The organism is Dactylosporangium sp. NPDC051087, assembly GCF_055586325.1.
On sequence record NZ_JBVJIJ010000001.1, the window covers coordinates 685,495 to 703,035 of the forward strand.

Genomic DNA, 17,541 nt, shown 5'->3' on the forward strand with positions numbered 1-17,541 from the left:
ACAAGGGGATCACCGGGCGTCGACACAGGCGAACGACGACCGCGCCTCGCGCATCGCTGAATGGTCTGCCGACAATCCCTGCAGTCGGTGCCCGGCACGCGTGCGCGCACTGGTTGTCGGCCGGTCTCCGTATTGAGCCGGGGCCGCACGAGGGGGACAGATGACGCTGAAGCTGACGACGATCGGCGAATATCAGCTGGTACAGCCGCTCGGGTCTGGCGGCATGGGCGACGTGTACTTCGCTGTGTCGCCGACCGCCGACCGGGTCGCCGTCAAGGTCGTCAAGCGTCACCTGGTGATGGACCCGACGATCCGCGACCGCTTCGCTTCGGAGCTGGAGAGCCTCAAGCTGGTGTACGGCTCACGAGTGGCCCGGCTGGAAAACGCCGACCTCACCGCAGATCCAGCATGGCTCGCCGTCGAATACATACCAGGGCTGACCCTGCGGCAGTACGTCGACGACCGCGGTCCGCTGCCATTGCCGCTCGCCGCGATGATCGGCGCGATGCTGGCCGACGGCCTAGCGAAGGTGCACCAGGCCGGTCTGCTGCACCGCGACCTCAAGCCACAGAACATCATTCTCGGCCCGGACGGCCCAATGGTGATCGACTTCGGGCTAGCAGTGCTTCGGGACCGGGAAAGCTACCTGACCGCCCCGGGCGAGCTGGTAGGCACCCCGGCGTACATGTCGCCCGAACAGGTGAAAGGCGAGCGGGACCTGACCCCGGCCGCCGACATCTACGGGCTGGCAGCCACGCTGGTGCTCGCGCTCACCGGCCACGGCCTCTACCCGGCGACCAATTCATGGGGACTGCTGCTGCGGATCACCGACCCGGCCGACCTGCCGGACCTGACTGGAGTGCCGGCCGAGCTCGTACCCCTGATCGGAGCGATGCTCGCCTTCGACCCGACCGCTCGGCCCACCCTCGACACGGCGCGGAAACGCCTGCTGAAAGTCGCCACTGCAGGCGGGGTGCCGGCGAGCGATCTGCGCCGGCAGATCCACGAGTCGACCTATGACCGCAGCACGGAACTCATCGTCCCGCCGCACCTGACCGACCCGAAACAGGATCCCGAGGCGGATCCGACCGGCGGCACCGTCGTGCCACCCGACTTGCCGGAACCCGAGCCGACTCCGGTCGAACCTACGCCTAAGGTCAAGCCGCGACCTGACGTTATGTGGCTTATCGAGAAGGTGCGCCGCCAGTACGCCCGCCGGTCGACGTTGTAGGAAGGTTCTGTCCGATGACCAACCCGGAGTCCGCATCGTTTGCGCCCGGCGCTCGAATCCTCGTCCGCGACGAGGAGTGGCTCGTCCGCACCGCGAAGCCGACGCCCCACGACGGCACCATGATCAAGGCCGTCGGCGTGTCGGAGTTCGTGCAGGACGTGGAAGCGACCTTCTTCACCGGTCTGGAGGACGTCCACGCCATGCGGCCGGAGGACACAGTCCTCGTCCAGGACACCTCGTCACGGTTCCGCCGCGGCCGGCTCTTCCTCGAGGCGGTGCTGCGGCGCACCCCGCTGCCACGATCGGAGCGAGGGCTGGCGCTGGCCGACCGCTTCCTGCTGGACCCGCTGCCCTACCAGCAGCGACCCGTGGAACTGGCGCTGTCCGGCCTGCGCCCACGGATCCTGCTGGCCGATGTGGTGGGCCTGGGCAAGACGTTGGAGATCGGGCTGATCCTTGCCGAGCTGATCCGCCGCGGCCGCGGTGACCGGATTCTGGTCGTCTCGCCGCAGCAGGTGCTGGAGCAGTTCCAGCGGGAGCTGTGGACCCGCTTCGCGATCCCGCTCGTGCGACTCGACTCGACCGGCATCCAGCGCATCCAGCAGGAGATCCCGGCAGGCCGAAACCCGTTCACCTACTTCAAGCGGGCCATCATCTCGGTCGACACGCTCAAGGACGCCGGCCAGTTCGGCCACCACCTCGACGCGATCACCTGGGACGTCGTCGTCGTCGACGAGTCCCACAATCTCATCAACAAAGGCACCCAGCGCAACGAACTGGCCCGGCGGCTGGCGGCGAAGACCGACGCGCTGCTGCTGGCCAGCGCCACCCCGCACAACGGTGACAAGGAGTCGTTCGCCGAGCTCATCTCGCTGCTCGACCCTGCCGCCATCGCCAACAAGAAGGACTACAAGGCGAAGGACATCGAGCATCTGTACCTGCGCCGCACGAAGATCAGCCCGGAGGTCCGCGACGCCATCGGCGACCGCTGGGCCGACCGAGGACCCTCGGTGCCGCTGCATTGTCCCGCCAGCCCCGCCGAAGAGAAGATCTTCGCCGAGCTGACCGAGGTGTGGTTGGCCGGCCAGTGGAGCGACCAGCCGTTGCGTGGCCTGGACCGGCTGTTCCCGTACACCTTGCTGAAGTCCTTCCTCTCCTCCCACAAGGCACTCGCAGCCACCGTCGACGCCCGGCGCAAGAAGGCGACCGGCACCGAAGCCGTCGCGCTGGACCGGCTGGCCGAGCTGACGTCGGTCATGACCGACCGCGACTCCAGCAAGCTCAACCGGCTCGTCGCCGAGCTCGAGAAGATCGGGATCAAGCCGGGAAGCACGATGCGGGCCGTGGTGTTCTCCGAGCGGGTACCGACGCTGAAGTGGCTCGCCGAGGTCGTGCCGGGCAAGCTCGGCCTCAAGCCCGGCGCGGTTCGCGTCATGCACGGCGGGCTGACCGACGCCGACGAGCAGAAGGTCCTCCAGGAGTTCGAGCTGGAAAGCAGCGAGGTGCGCCTGCTCTTCACCGGCGACGTCGCCTCCGAAGGCGTCAACCTGCATCAACAGTGCCACCACCTGATCCACTACGACATCCCGTGGAGCTTGATCCGCATCGAGCAACGCAACGGCCGCATCGACCGCTACGGGCAGCGCTTCCAGCCGCAGTTCCGCGCCCTGATCCTTACCTCCGAGGTCCTCGACGCCAAGGACGACCGGACGGTCGCCGAGAAGCTGCTCGACCGGGAGGAGATCGCGCACCGCAGCCTCGGCAGCGTCGAAGCGATGACCGGCCTGTACGACGCCAAGGTGGAAGAGGACCGGCTGGTCAAGGACCTGCTCGAGGGCAAGACAGTGGACGAGTCCTACGATGCCGGCTTCTCTGTGGACGTGCTGGCGAACCTGGTGGCAGGTATCGGGGAGACTCCGGCGTCGATCGAGGCGCCACGGGCGCGGGTGCCCAAGCTCTTCGACTCGACGAGCGAGTTTGTCGACGTTGCGCTCGGCGAGCTCTACGACGACAAGCCCGAGGACGCCATCGACTTGCGCCGCGAGGACGAACTGATGACTTTTCTAGCCCCCGACGACCTCATGCACCGGCTATCCGACCTGCCGAAGTCGTACCTCAAGGCGCATGAGGAAGGCGAAAAGCTGCGTCTCAAGGTCACCTTTGACCGCAAGCTTGGGCAGCGCAAACTCGACGAGGCGCGCAAGGCCACGACCACGACCTGGCCCGACATCGCGTTCCTCAGCGATGTTCATCCGATGGTCGACTGGCTGGTCGACAAGGTGCTGATCCGGCTCGGCCGCCAGCAGGCGCCGGTCCTCACCGCGGACGTCGATGGTCCGGTTTTCCTGGTACAGGGCGTCTACGGCAACCGCCTCGGCCAGCCCACCGTGGTTGAGTGGATGGCGGTGTCCGGGCTTCCCAGCACGCCGGTCATCGAGCCGATGGACGAGGCGCTGGCCGCGGCCGGCGTCGGCCCGAAGATGGTCAACCGGGCCGTGGCCGTCCCGCTTGACGACGTGCAGGCGCTGGTACAGCAAGCCGTCGCCGCCGCCCGCCGGCACCTTGCGGACAAGCGCGACGAGTGGGCCGCAGCCAACGCCGAACCGCTGCGCAGATACCGGGAACGGCTCACGCGGTTCGAACAGCAGAGCTTGCTGGACGAGCTGCCGGCCCCGTTGCAGCAGAAGCGCCGTACTCGGGTGCGAGCCACCGTCGATGAGCAGAACGACCTGCTCGACCGGCTGGAAGCCGCAGGTGATCCGCTGCTGCGCGTGCTCGCCGTCCTCGTCAACGCTCCGGAGACTGTCGCATGAGTTTTGAATCGCTGACCAACCGCGGCGAATACCTCTCCGCGCACTACCTCGCCGAGGTCCTGCCGACCACCCTCAAGGGTGGGCTGTACAAGCGGTGGGCAGAGGAGGAGAAGGCCGGCCGAGTCACACCACGGGCCGGGTTGCGCCGCTTCCGCCGCGACTACTTCAACGCCAAGACCGAACTGGCCGACCTCGAGCTCTTCGACCCTGACCGACTCCGCAAACTGCACAACGAGATCCTGAAACAGCTCAGCTTCGATCCCGCGCCGCAGATCGTCACCGTCGAGCGGGCCGGGAAGGACCACGAAATTCCGGTCGTCCACGCCGACCTGACTGCTGGCCACGGCATCGTCGCCATCGACTGCGGCTGGGCGGCCGATACCGACGCCGCCCAAGACCCCGCCGACGCCGGTCGACTGCTCACTCCGGTTACCCTTGCGGACGGCCAGACGATCGAAACCGGCGCGAAGCTCGCCTCCTGGCTCTTTGCCACCGACAACCCACCCCGCTACGTGCTGATCCTCAGCGGCGGCGTCATCACCCTCGCCGATCGCAGCGTCTGGGGTGAGGGACGCTACCTCGCGGTGAGCCTCGACATCGCGTACGGACGCAACGACGACAAGGAACTCGACGTCATCGCGGCGCTGTTCGGCGCCGACTCCTTGCGCCCACCGGCGGAAGGCGGCAGCGAGCCGCTCGCCGACCTGGTTGCCGGTTCCCGTCAGCACGCGGTCGGCGTCTCCAGCGAGCTGCGTGAAGGGCTGCGTGTCTCGGTCGAACTGATCGCCAACGAGGTGCTCGACCGGATCCGCCAGGCCGGCTACCAGCCGCAGCAGGTGATGGACCTGGACGAGCTGGCCAAGGAACTGGGCCGCGAGGCGCTGCGCTACCTGTACCGGATCCTGTTCCTGCTGTACGCCGAGGCGAGACCCGAACTGGGCGTCCTGCCTGCGAACGACCCCGAATACGTCGAGGGCTACAGCCTGGGGCGTCTCGGCGACCTGATCTCGCGCCGGATGGCCCCCTCGGCCGAGGGCGGCTTTCACCTGTACGAGTCGCTCGACCTGCTGTTCCGTATGGTCAACGAGGGTCACCGGCCGCGAAACGGCCAGCAGGCGGAGGAGAAGGACAGCGAAGGGGAGGGCCTGCGCTTCGAGCCGATGCGGTCGGACCTCTTCCTGCCCAGCGCGATCAGGCTGATCGGCCGGCAGATCCCGCAGCCCGGCAGCGACCCGGACGACCCCGACGGCCCTAGGCTCGACACCCGGCTGCGCAACGCCACCATGTACCAGGTGCTGCGCCGGCTCATGCTCAGCAAGGGCAGCGGGAAGGGCCGGGGCGGCTTCATCTCGTACGCACAGCTCGGCATCAACCAGCTCGGCGCCGTCTACGAGGGCCTGATGTCCTACACCGGTTTCGTCGCGGTCGAGCAGCTCTACGAGGTGGCCAAGAACGGCGACCCCAAGGACGGCTCCTGGATGATTCCGGCGTCCAAAGTGGACGAGTACGACGACAGTGTCTTTGTCTACAAGGAGAACGCCTACACCGGCGTCCGTAGCCGGGTGACGTACGAGCCGGGCTCGTTCGTCTACCGGCTCGCCGGCCGCGACCGGCAGACCAGCGCCTCCTATTACACCCCGCAGTCCCTGACCGAGGTCACCGTCCAGCTCGCGCTGAAGTACCGTCTCGACCAGGGCGGCACCGTCACCCCGGCCCGGGAATTGCTCGACTGGACTATCTGCGAACCGGCGCTCGGTTCGGGCGCGTTCCTCAATGAGGCCATCAACCAGGTTGCCGCCGAGTACCTGCGTCGCCGCCAGGAGGAGCTCGGCGTTAGCCTCGACCCAGAGCAGTATCACCTCGAACTCCAGCGGGCAAAGGCGTACATCGCGCTGCACAACTGCTACGGCGTCGACCTCAACCGCACCGCTGTTGAGCTTGCCGAGGTGTCGCTCTGGCTCAACGTCATGCACGCCGGGCTCCAGGCTCCCTGGTTCGGCCTGCACCTCCAGCGCGGCAACTCCCTGATCGGCGGGCGTCGGCAGACATACACTCCGAAGCAGCTCGCCGATAAGTCGTGGCTGACGACGGCGCCCAAAGACCAGCCGTTCCGCGACGGCCCGATCGATGAGGGCACTATCCACCACTTCTTGCTGCCCGCCGACGGTTGGGGCGTGGTCGCCGGGGAAAAGGAGGCCCGCGAGCTCGCGGCCATGGAGGTCGACAGGCTCAAGAAGTGGCGGACGGCGATGAAGCGCGTGCCGTCGGCCAAGGGAAAGCAGTCACAAGTGAAACGGCTGCAAGCACTGGCCTTTCGCGTCGAGTACCTGTGGCACCTGGTGCAACGACGCCTGGGAATCTCCGAGCAAGAGATCCGCCGCGACGTCAATGTGTGGGAAGCGCAGAATCTGCCGAAAGTCTCCGAAGCAGTTCCACGCGAGAAAGTCCTTGCGGACCTGACAAGGCCCGACACGCCGTACTGGCGGCTCAAAACCCTGATGGACGTTTGGTGCGCGCTGTGGTTCTGGCCGCTGGACAAGGTCGGCCTGCTTGACGGCTCCGACCCGGCTTACCTTTCCGGGTCTGTCGAGGTCACCCACGTCAAGGATCTACCGGTGTACGACGAGTCGACGGTCTACGAGACGCAAGACCTTTTCGGTCAGGTAGAGCCACAGCAACTCAGGCTACCGACCAAGGTAGCTGGCACCCGCAAGATGACGGTGGCCGAACAGCTCCGCAAGCAGGTACCGCTTGCGGATTTGGACGACTGGCTTACCTTCGCCGAAGCACTCATCGGCCGCTCAGACATCCCAGCGGACTCATTGGTGAGCGACTTCGAGTCCTTAAGCGAGCTCGGCGTCTACGAAAACGACCTGGTCGGCTTGATGGGCATGGACGAGTCGTTCCGTCTCGCGGACCGCTTTCCCTGGATGCAGACGGCCGAGGCCATCGTCGAGCAGCAAGGATTTTTCCACTGGGAGCTGGCATTCGCCCAGGCCTTCGCCAAGGGCGGGTTCGATCTCCAAGTGGGCAACCCTCCGTGGGTGCGACCCGATTGGAAGCAAGACGCAGTACTTGCCGAAATCGACCCGTGGTTTAAGCTGGCAGACAAGCCGGATGCTCTGGTCAAAGCCGATCGCCGGATCAAGGTGCTCGAACCGTCGCAGTCCCGAGCCAGCTATTTGGCAGAGCTAACGTTCAACAGCGGCATCGGTGCATCCCTCGGCAGCCCTGCGACCTATCCCTTGTTCGAAGGCACGCGGCCGAACCTATATCGCGCCTTTATGTGCAACGTTTGGCGCCATCTGAGTACGAGCGGCACCTCGGGACTAATTCACCCTGACACTCACTTCAGCGGCGTCGATGAGGGAAGGCTGCGCGCCGCGGCATACCGGTACCTTCGCCTGCACGGCAGTTTTGTCAACGCGGCAAACTGGGCATTTGCCGATCCGGGGAGAACTCTCGAATTCGGCGTACACATTTACGGACACGAGCAGGAAGTTGACTTTCTGCACCTCAGTCAACTTTTCGGCGCCAGAGTGGTCACCGAATCTCTCGTGCATGATGGCACCGGCGTTGAGCCCGGCCAGAAGTCTCGTGGCAAATGGGATACTCGTCCCCACAGGGCGAGGGTCATCCGAGTGGACGCGAGTCTTCTCGAGACGTGGCGCCGCCTCCGCGGCGAGACGGCGCCGATCGAGCAAACACCGCTGCTCTATCCGATTACCACGCTGGAACAGGGAGCGATCTCGGCGCTGGCTAGCGTCGATAGGCGCCTCGCCTCCCGAAAGCCGTACATCAGCTTCGGCTACGACGAAGGCCTAGCCAAGCGAGCCGGGATTCTGAAGAAGCAAGCCAGTGACGTCGGGTCGCTGGCGGACGTCGTGCTCCAAGGCACGCATTTCGGCATCTCGACACCCTTTGCTAAAGAGCCGAACAATCCATTCAAGAATGGCAAAGATTGGGTCTCGCTAGAAATTCCGATTCTCGCAGAGGAGTTCGTACCTCGGGTAGCGCTGGTTCGCGGTTGTGACGTCGTAACCTACCAACAGGCTCAAGACCTATGGGAGAACCGCTCCTACACCACCTATCCCCGACTGGTCTGGCGGGCAATGATCGACCCGAAGAGCACGGAGCGGTCGTTGTTTGCCTCCTTGATGGTGCCTGGGCCTGCCCACGTGCACGCCGTCCATTCCTTAGCGTTCGACGACGCTCGGCTGACGGCCCTTGTGGCGGGGTTCTGGTCCGCTTTGCCGTTGGACTATCTACTTCGAATCACAGGCCGGACAAACCACGGCGCCGCGGAAGCCAAGCTCATGCCCGACGTGGACCCTCGGCATCCGCTTGCCGATGCGCTTCTACTCCGAGCCCTTCGACTCAACTGCTTGACGCAGGCCTACGGCGAACTATGGCAATCCCTGTTTAACGTGCACTGGTCGAGCGAACGCTGGGCGGTTGGATGGCCGGCGCTTCGACCGCTAAGCGACGTGGAGTCCGCTTGGTTGCCAGCAACCCCACTGCGAACCGAGCGTGAGCGTCGCTGCGCGCTTGTCGAAATCGACGCGCTCGTCGCCGTTTGGCTGGGCATGACGACCGACGAGTTGATCGCGATCCTGCGCTCGCGGTACCCAATCCTCACGGATCGGGAGGATCAGATGTGGTTCGACGCGACCGGCCGACGCCTCGCTGCCGATCCGTACGCTTTCGGCTTCGGGCAGACCAAGGAGCACTACGAACAATTGACGACCTACCTGGACAATCCGGAGCGGAGTTCGATGCCGGACGGTTACACACCCCCGTTTTACAAGGCAGATCGGGAAAATGAGTACCGTCAGGCGCACGCAGTGTTCAGTAAACGGCTGCAGGATGCAATTGATGCAGGGTGGACACCATCATGAGGCCGACCGTCGCCGCCAACACCTTGCAGGTGAGCCTAACCCAATACCTGACCACGACGTTCGGGCTGACCGATGGGGGCGTCCGACGAGGGCTTGAGCGGTTTCTGTCTCACCCCGAGCACGGCGTCTTCCGTGGCCCATACCTAAGGATTCGCACGCCATTCCGGCCGGCGGGCGATGGTTGGCGCTCTCACCTGGAGTGGGCACCCGACGGGTTCACGCCCTACGTTCATCAGGCCAAGTCGTTTGAACGTTTGTCCACAAAGGATAAGATCGCCGAGCCGACGCTGATCACCACGGGGACCGGCTCAGGCAAGACGGAGTCGTTCCTCATCCCGGTGCTCGACCACTGTCAGCGTGCCAGGCGTAACGGTCGAATCGGCGTCAAGGCGATCCTGTTGTACCCCATGAACGCCCTCGCCACCGACCAGACTCAGCGGATCAACGAACTGCTCTCCGACCCGGCGCTCAGCCAGGTCACTGCCGGTCTCTACATCGGTGACGTGGCGGCCACCGAGTACGCGCACGTGATGACGAAGCGGTCCGAGATGCGGCGCACGCCGCCGGACATCCTCATCACCAACTACAAGATGCTCGACCTCCTGCTGCAGCGGGCCGATGACCTGCCGCTGTGGGACGGCGCTGACCCGGCGTACGTGGTCCTGGACGAGTTCCACAGCTACGACGGCGCGCAGGGCACTGATGTGGCGATGCTGCTGCGGCGTCTCGGCGCGGCGCTTGGCCTGAGCAGCGACCGGCCGCTCGGCTCGATCTGCCCAGTCGCCACCTCCGCCACGCTCGGCGAGGGCGGCGGCAAGGACGGGCGGACGGCGATCCGCGAAGTTGCCGAGCAGGTGTTCGGCGTCGCATTCGACGAGGGTTCGCTGGTCGGCGAGGACCGCTACGAGCCGGGCGAGTTCGTCGCCCACCAGGACTTCAACCTGCCGCTGCCCGACCCGGAGGACCTCGCCGCGGTCGACGACCGCGGCGGCGACCCGATGTCGAAGGTCGCCGAACTGCTGCTCGGCGAGGACTGCGTGAAGGACCCCGCGCGCCTCGGCACGCTGCTGCGACAGCATCCGTTGACGAAGGCGGTACTCGACTCCCTCGGCGTCGAGCCGCGGACCTTCGGCGAGGTCATCGAGATCCTGCCGCGCAAGAACGCGACCGGCTGGGGCAGCGCGATGAAGACCCGGCCCGAGATCACCGCGAAGGCCCTCGCACGGTTCGTGGGCCTGCTGTCGCTCGCGCACAACCCGGAGGCGCCGGGCCGCCCGTTGCTCAACATCGAGACCCACCTGTGGGTCCGGGCCGTGTCGCGCCTGCTGCGCGGCGTCGCCAACGAGACCCTGTTCGGCTGGTACGGCGAGCCGCCGCGCGACCTGGACCCGTTCGCCCCGGAGATCGACGCCGTCGTGGCCGACACGCGCTACCAGAGGCTGCCTGCGATCTACTGCCGCCACTGCGGACGGTCCGGCTGGATGGCGCTGTCGCCCGAGAAGGACCCGACCGAGCTCGAGGTCGATCCGGACAAGATCTACCGCGCGAGCGTGAGCCGGGACAAGCGGCGGGTGCGGGCGTTCATCGCCGCCACGGACGACGAGGTGCAGCAGCGGTCGCGGGGTCTGCTGGTGCTGGAGTACGGCCGGCGCGTCCGCCCGTTCGACCCGCAGCGGGACCGGGAAAGCACCGACCAGTCGGTTGTCGTGCTGGGTGACGTGATGGCGATCGACGCGGCGGAGGCGGACCGCTGCCCGTCGTGCGAGATGGACCACGGCATCCGATTCCTCGGCGCGGGTCTCGCGACGCTCGCGTCGGTGGCCATCACGCAGCTGTTCACTGGTGGCGAGCTGGCGCCCGCCGAGCGCAAGACGCTGCTGTTCAACGACTCGGTGCAGGACGCCGCGCACCGGGCCGGATTCGTCGCCAACCGGTCGTACGCCTTCTCGCTGCGTTCGCTCCTGGCCAGTCAGCTGCGGCCGGGCGTACCGGTCGGGCTGGACGAGCTGCTCGTCGACATGATCGACGCGGCGGTGGAGCCGGAGATCCTGTCCACCGTGGTGCCGCCCGATCTGCATGACCAGCCTGGCGTTGACAGCCTGCTCGCGGGCGAGCACGCGGGTACGCATGAGACCTGGACGCTGATCGCCGAGCGGCTCGCGTTCGCCGCCGTGATGGAGGTCGGGCTGCGGGCCCGGCAGGGCCGGACGCTGGAGCTGACCCGTTCCGTCGCCGTTGAGGTGATGCTCGACGACCCGGCGCAGGCCGCGGCGCTGTGCCGTGACGTCCAGCTGACCGGGCCGGGGCAGCTCGACGGGCAGCTGCCGGACGACGCGCGGTACCTGGCCTTCCTGCGAGGCCTGCTGGAGCGGCTGCGGACCCGCGGCGCGATCTACCACGAGTGGCTATCTCCGTACCTGAAGCGCGGTGGCACCCGCTGGCAGGTGTGGGGTGGCCGACCGGCGGGAATGCCCGCGTTCCCTCGCGGCGTCTCAGCGCCCGCGTTCCTGCTCGCCAGCCCGAAGGCCAAGTCGGAGTTCGACGCGATCACCGCGCGGGGCAACTGGTACCAGGACTGGACGTCCCGCTGCCTCGGCCTGGACCCTCACGAGAGTTCGGCGTACCTTTCGCGGCTGCTACCCGCCCTAGCCGCGGCCGGCATCGTCGCGGCCGGCAGCACCGAGGACGGCAACACGGTGTTCGGGCTGCTGCCCGGCCACCTGCGGGTGACCCGCCTCGACGAAACGGCCGCCGTCGCCGCCGGCGTCGGCTGCGACACCTGCCACTGGCAACAGACCGAGCACCCGGAGCGGGTCGACGACTGGATCGGCCAGCCGTGCCGGCAGTACCGCTGCACCGGCCGCCTGCGCGCCGTGACCGACGACACCGCGCCGGACGACTACTACCGGCGGCTCTACCTGGAGAGCCCGGTCTTCAGGGTGGTCACCGGCGAACACACCGGCATGCTGACCCGCGCCCAGCGGGAGACCGTCGAGCAGCAGTTCCGCGGCGGCACCCGGTACACCGATCCGAATGTGCTGTCGTGCACGCCGACCCTCGAGATGGGCATCGACATCGGCGCGCTGTCCGCGGTCGTGCTGGCATCACTGCCCAACGGCCCAGCCAACTACGTGCAGCGGGCCGGTCGCGCCGGACGTAAGAGCGGCAACGCGTTCGTGCTGACCCTGGTCGGCCGGTCCGAGCGGGACCGGTACTACCTCACCGAACCCCGCGACATGATCGCCGGGCAGATCGTCCCGCCAGGCTGCTTTCTGTCGGCGGTGGAGATCCTGCGCCGGCAGTACCTGGCCCACCTCATCGACCTCGCCGCCCGCGACCGGCTGCCCGGGGTGCTGCCACTGCCCCGCCGCGCTCACGTCCTGTTCGGTCCGAGCGGATGGCTCGCCAGCCTCGCCCACGCCGGTCAGCGCGACGGCAGCCGGCTGGTCGAGGTGTTCCTCGGCCTGTTCGGCGCCAACGTGTCACTGGCCGCCGCGCAGCAGTTGCGAGAGTTCGCCGACACCGGGATCACCGACCGGGTCAAGGAGGCGGAGGAAGCATGGGAGTCCCGCTTGGCCGACCTGCGCCGACGCCTTCAGGGCATCGACCAGACCGCGGGCACGCTGGTCGCCAGCGACCCGGACCACGCCCGCGAGCTGAAGATGCTCCGTGCCGAGGCGAAAGCGGTCCGTAAGCGGCTCGCCGAGATCGGGTCGGCCGCCGCGCACGGCACGCTCGTCGAGCTCGGCCTGCTGCCCAACTACGCGCTCATCGACAGCCGGACCGTGCTGGAGGCGACCCTCACCTGGGAGGAGCAGGCCCCGGACGGTGCCCGGCGCTTCCACAGTGAGCTGCGCGAGTACGACCGGCCGGCCCGGCAGGCGCTGGTGGAGATCGCACCGGGCAACACGTACTACGTGCGCGGCTACAAGCACGAGATCTCCGGGCTGGACATCGGCCCGGCGGACCGGCCGGCGTATGAGCTGTGGCGGGTCTGCGCCCAGTGCGGGTACGTGCGGACCCATCTGGCGCAGGAGGACACCAGCGCGTGTCCGCGCTGCCATGACCAGGGCATCGCCGACCACGGCCAGCTGTTCAAGGTGCTGCAGCCAACCCGGGTGCTGACCCGCGACAAGCGCGACGACGCGCGGATCCGGGACGACAACGACGACCGTGACCGCCGGTTCTACGCCACCACCGTCACCGTTGACGTCGACCCCGACCGGGTCGACTCGTGGCGTCACGCGCGGGACACCTTCGGGGTCGACTACACGCGGCACGCGATGATCCGCCACTTCAACCTGGGCGCTCAGCGATTCGACCGGGCCACGGAGGCGTTCGCCGGCGACGAGGTGCGGATCAACCCGTTCTACACGTGTACCGCGTGCGGCGGCACGACCGTGGACGGCAGGCCCGTGGTCAGCCAGGAACTCGCCGCGCAGGCGTCCGGATCGACGGTGGTCCCCGGTGCCGAGCATCACCGGCCGTGGTGCCAGCACCGGCGCTCGCCGAGCACGGCCGAGCACGTCGAGCTGATCCTTGCGCACGAACTGCAGACCGAGGCCCTGCGGATCCTCATCCCTGCGGTGACCGCGGTCGTGGAGGAGCGGGTCGTGTCATTCGCCGCGGCCGTCCGGCTCGGCATCGCCGCCGAATACGGCGGCGACCCGGCCCACCTGCGGATCGCCAGCGCCACCATGCCCGACGGGCAGAGCGGCGGCACCCGGAACTTCGTCGTCGTCTACGACACCCAGCCGCAAGGCACCGGGTACCTGCACCGGCTGGCACACCCGGAGGAGTTCCGCGGCATCCTGGAGAAGGCCCGCGAACTGATCGGCGCCTGCATGTGCCAGCACGAGGGCCGGGCGGCGTGCCATCGGTGCCTGCTGCGTTACGCCCGCAACGACGAGTTCCCGCTGATGAGCCGGGCCGAGGCGCTCGGCATGCTGGACCAGCTCCTCGACGGCTGGCAGATCCAGGAAGGCACGCGCACCGACGAGATCTCGCTCATCCACCAGGTGGAGAGTGAGCTGGAGATGCGGTTCCTCAACAAGCTGCTGGCACGGTCGGGCATGCCGCAGTCCGGCGTGCGGATCGACAAGCGCACCGACCAGGACGGCGCCCGCATCGCCGATGTGCGACTGACCGCGCCGAACGGCCGCGACGTGACGCACTGGCAGATGAAGCTGCAGAACACCATCCGGGGTACCCGCCCCGACGTGCACTTCAGGCGCCTCGACGCGCCGTCGCCGGAGGTCGCCGTCTACCTCGACGGGTTCAAGTACCACGCGTCGCCGGAGTACAACCGGCTCGCGGACGACGCCGAGAAGCGGGGCCGGCTGCGCGCCCACGGCTACTACGTCTTCGCTGTCACCTGGAACGATGTCGACGCCTGGGGCAACACGGACAGCACCGCACCTTGGGTGCCGTACGGCGGTCTCGCCCAGCAGGCCGCACGCAGCCTCTACCGGCAGACCGCCCCGAACGCCGACCCCGCCGATCTGGAGCGGTTCGTCTGGACCAACCCCGTCGACCTGCTGTTGCACTTCCTCGCCGATCCTGACGAGGCACGCTGGCGCGCCCGTGCCGAAGCGGCTCTTGCCGGTCTGCTCGTCCAGGCGCAGGAGAAGACGGCCGCCGACTCCAGCGGCATCGGCGAGCGCATCGTCGCGGCAGTGCGCGGCGAGCCGCTGCCACCGGCAGCCTCGGGAAAGATCGTGCTGGTTCGCGCAAAGGACACCGCCGACTGCCCGGTGACCATGATCATCGACAGCCGTAACGCGCCCCCCGTGTGGTCAGCGTTGACAGTCATCGACGACCTGCCGGCGACGGTGGCCGGCGACGGCCACAAGCAACGCTGGGCCGGCTGGCTGAGCTGGGGCAACATCATGCAGTTCCTGGCCGGTGGCGGAGGGGACGGCGCACAGTTGGCGTTGTCCACCGTCGACTCGTTCGACCCGGCCTCCCTCACGGTCACGGAAGGCACCGGGCTCGTCCTGGCTCAGCGGGCGCTCGCCCTCGACGAGGAGACGGCGACCTGGCTCGGCGTCACGGCGGAGACCAAGCCGGTCGAGCCGCCCAGCGTGCAGACCGACTCGCCGTGGCAGGAGGTGCTGCGGTACCTGGATTCGGAGGAGTCCGCACTGGAGGCACTCGTGCAAAGCCTGGCCCGTCGCGGTCTACCGCTGCCTGTCGTCGGCTACGAGCTCGGCAATCAGGGGTGGCCTGCAGAGGTGGCCTGGCCCAACCAGCGCATCGCCATCGTGCTCTCCGGCTCGCACGACGATCCGGAGACCGCCGACCGGGACCGAGCGTACGCGGCCGCTGGCTGGCGCGCGCGGACGGCGCAGGAATGGTCGGTCGAAGAACTTGCGGCGCAGATCGAAGCCATGAGCGGGGAAGGACGTCGATGACCACCGGAGCCACGCTGCGGATGCTGGACCGTGCCGACAAGGAGGTCATGAAACTCACCCGAGCCGATATCGGCGCGGTCTACGAGTTCATGCACAAGTTCCGGCACAACCCGGACAACCCCGGCCTCGACCTCAAGACGCTGAACGGCGACTCCCGGCTCATGTCGGCGCGGGTGAATCGCGAACACCGGGCACTGCTGCTGCACATCGCCGACCGGGACTACCTGCTGGTTGCCGTCGAGCACCGCAGCGCGGTCTACAAAGACCTGGACCGGTACGCCTACCGCATCAACCGGGTCACCGGCGGCATCGAAGTGGTCGACCTCGCGCCGGTCGGGGACAGCATCGTCGGTCGGGTGGTGCCACCGGAACCCGAACCCGAACCGGTCCTCAAGCCCCTCTTCGACGCCTACACCGACCCGCAACTCCTCGAACTGGGTGTGGCCGAGCCGCTGCTTCCGCAGATCCGCGCGTTGACCACCGAAGCGGAGCTGCTCGAACTGCTCGACCGCGCACCCCAGCTCACCACTGACGTGCTGTTCGCCCTGTTCGACGGCACGCCGTACGCCGACGTGCTGGCCCAGATCACCGACCCGGTGCGTGCCGAGGAGCCGGTCAACCCGGAGGACTTCGAGGCCGCCGTCGAGCGGCCGGCCACGCAGGTCACCTCCGATGACGAGGCGCTGCAGGCCATGCTCGGCGAGTCGTTCGAGCGTTGGCAGATCTTCCTGCATCCGACTCAGCGGAAACTGGTCGAACGGCGTTACAGCGGGCCCGCGCGGGTCGGCGGCGGTCCCGGCACCGGGAAGACGATCGTCGCCCTGCACCGGGTCGCCCACCTCGTGCAGCAGTTGCCGGCCGGGTCGGACAAGCCGATCCTGCTCACCACCTTCAACCGCAACCTTGCGGCCGACCTGCGCACCCGACTCATTGCCCTCGGCGGCCAGGAGTTGGTGTCGCGGGTCGACATCGTCAACATCGACAAGCTGGCCAGTCGTGTCGTGGCCGAGGCGAAGACCGGTGCCACGAAGCGTGTCGTCGACGACAACAAGGTGTCTGAGCTCTGGCAGAGCTTCCTGATGGAGACCGGCGACTCCGGGTGGGACGCCGAGTTCCTCGCGGCAGAGTGGACACAGGTGATCCTCGGCCAGGTGCTCAACTCGCGGACCGACTACTTCAAGGCCCGCCGGCCCAATCGCGGTCGTAGTCTCACCAGGGCCGAACGTGACCAGGTCTGGCAGCTCACCGAACGATTCACCAACTGGCTCGACGGGCAGGGCGTCTGGACGTGGCGGCAAGTCGCCGAACGCGCGGCACGTCTGGAGATCGACCGAGCCGCATTGGCGACGAACTCGGAGGAAAGCTCCGGCAGTCTCCGCCGCCACCGGTACCGGCACGTCGTCGTCGATGAGGCTCAGGACCTCAGCGCCGCACACTGGAAGATGCTGCGCGCCATGGTCCCGGCCGGTCCTGACGACCTGTTCCTCGTCGGCGACACCCACCAGCGCATCTACGACAACCATGTGACGCTGGGCAGCCTCGGTATCAACATTCGCGGCCGCTCCTCGCGGCTGACGTTGAGCTACCGCACGACGCGACAGATCCTGGCCGCAGCATTGGAGATCATGAGCGGCGAGGTGTACGACGACCTCGACGGCGGCGAGGAGAACCTGGCGGGCTACCGGTCACTCCTGCGAGGCGACAGGCCGACGTTCCGGGGCGCTGCTACATGGGCACAGGAGCGCGACCTCATCGCCGAGCAGTTGCGCCTGTGGGGCAACCCGACGGACGGATCAGTGGCCATCTGCGTGCCGACCCGGGAACTTGCCGGAGACGTCACGACACGGCTGGAAGCCGACGGGGTGCGCGTCGTGGAGATCGGACCGGACGGGCCGAAGCATACCGACGGCGTCCACATCGGCACGATGCACCGGTTCAAGGGGCTGGAGTATCAGCGAATGATCATCGCCGGGGTCAGCGACGGACTGATGCCGCGACAGATGATCAGCCGGTACCGTGACACCGACCCGAAGCGCTACCAGCTCGAACGGCAGAAGGACCGGTCGCTGCTGTTCGTCGCTGCCACCCGTGCCCGCGACGAACTTGCCGTCTCCTGGCACGGCACACCCAGCCCGTTCCTTACCAGTCGGCTCGTCCAACTGCAGGCAAACTGAGCACGACCGTGC

5 protein-coding genes are annotated in these 17,541 nt (G+C 67.4%); all 5 read left to right on the forward strand.

Annotated features, from left to right (window positions below):
• The first annotated feature begins 160 nt into the window (after nucleotides 1–160).
• The 5 genes from ACZ6TV_RS03270 (at nucleotide 161) to ACZ6TV_RS03290 (ending at nucleotide 17,529) form a co-directional block, all read left to right on the forward strand.
• Nucleotides 161–1,231 carry a serine/threonine-protein kinase gene (locus tag ACZ6TV_RS03270; RefSeq protein WP_465294783.1) on the forward strand — a complete coding sequence of 357 codons (1,071 nt, stop codon included), beginning with the start codon at nucleotides 161–163 and terminating at the stop codon, nucleotides 1,229–1,231.
• 275 nt (nucleotides 1,232–1,506) lie between these two features.
• On the forward strand, nucleotides 1,507–4,044 hold the full coding sequence (locus ACZ6TV_RS03275; RefSeq protein ID WP_465294785.1) for a helicase-related protein: 2,538 nt from the start codon (nucleotides 1,507–1,509) through the stop codon (nucleotides 4,042–4,044).
• Entirely contained in the window at nucleotides 4,041–8,942 is a 4,902-nt protein-coding gene (locus ACZ6TV_RS03280; RefSeq protein WP_465294787.1) for a DNA methyltransferase family protein, read from the forward strand. The genes ACZ6TV_RS03275 and ACZ6TV_RS03280 overlap by 4 nt, the downstream gene beginning before the upstream one ends.
• Nucleotides 8,939–15,355: a DEAD/DEAH box helicase gene (locus ACZ6TV_RS03285; RefSeq protein WP_465294789.1), complete on the forward strand. Its 6,417-nt coding sequence runs from the start codon at nucleotides 8,939–8,941 to the stop codon at nucleotides 15,353–15,355. The genes ACZ6TV_RS03280 and ACZ6TV_RS03285 overlap by 4 nt, the downstream gene beginning before the upstream one ends.
• Nucleotides 15,352–17,529, forward strand: a complete 2,178-nt coding sequence (locus tag ACZ6TV_RS03290) for a UvrD-helicase domain-containing protein (protein WP_465294791.1) — start codon at nucleotides 15,352–15,354, stop codon at nucleotides 17,527–17,529. The genes ACZ6TV_RS03285 and ACZ6TV_RS03290 overlap by 4 nt, the downstream gene beginning before the upstream one ends.
• Nucleotides 17,530–17,541: the final 12 nt, after the last annotated feature.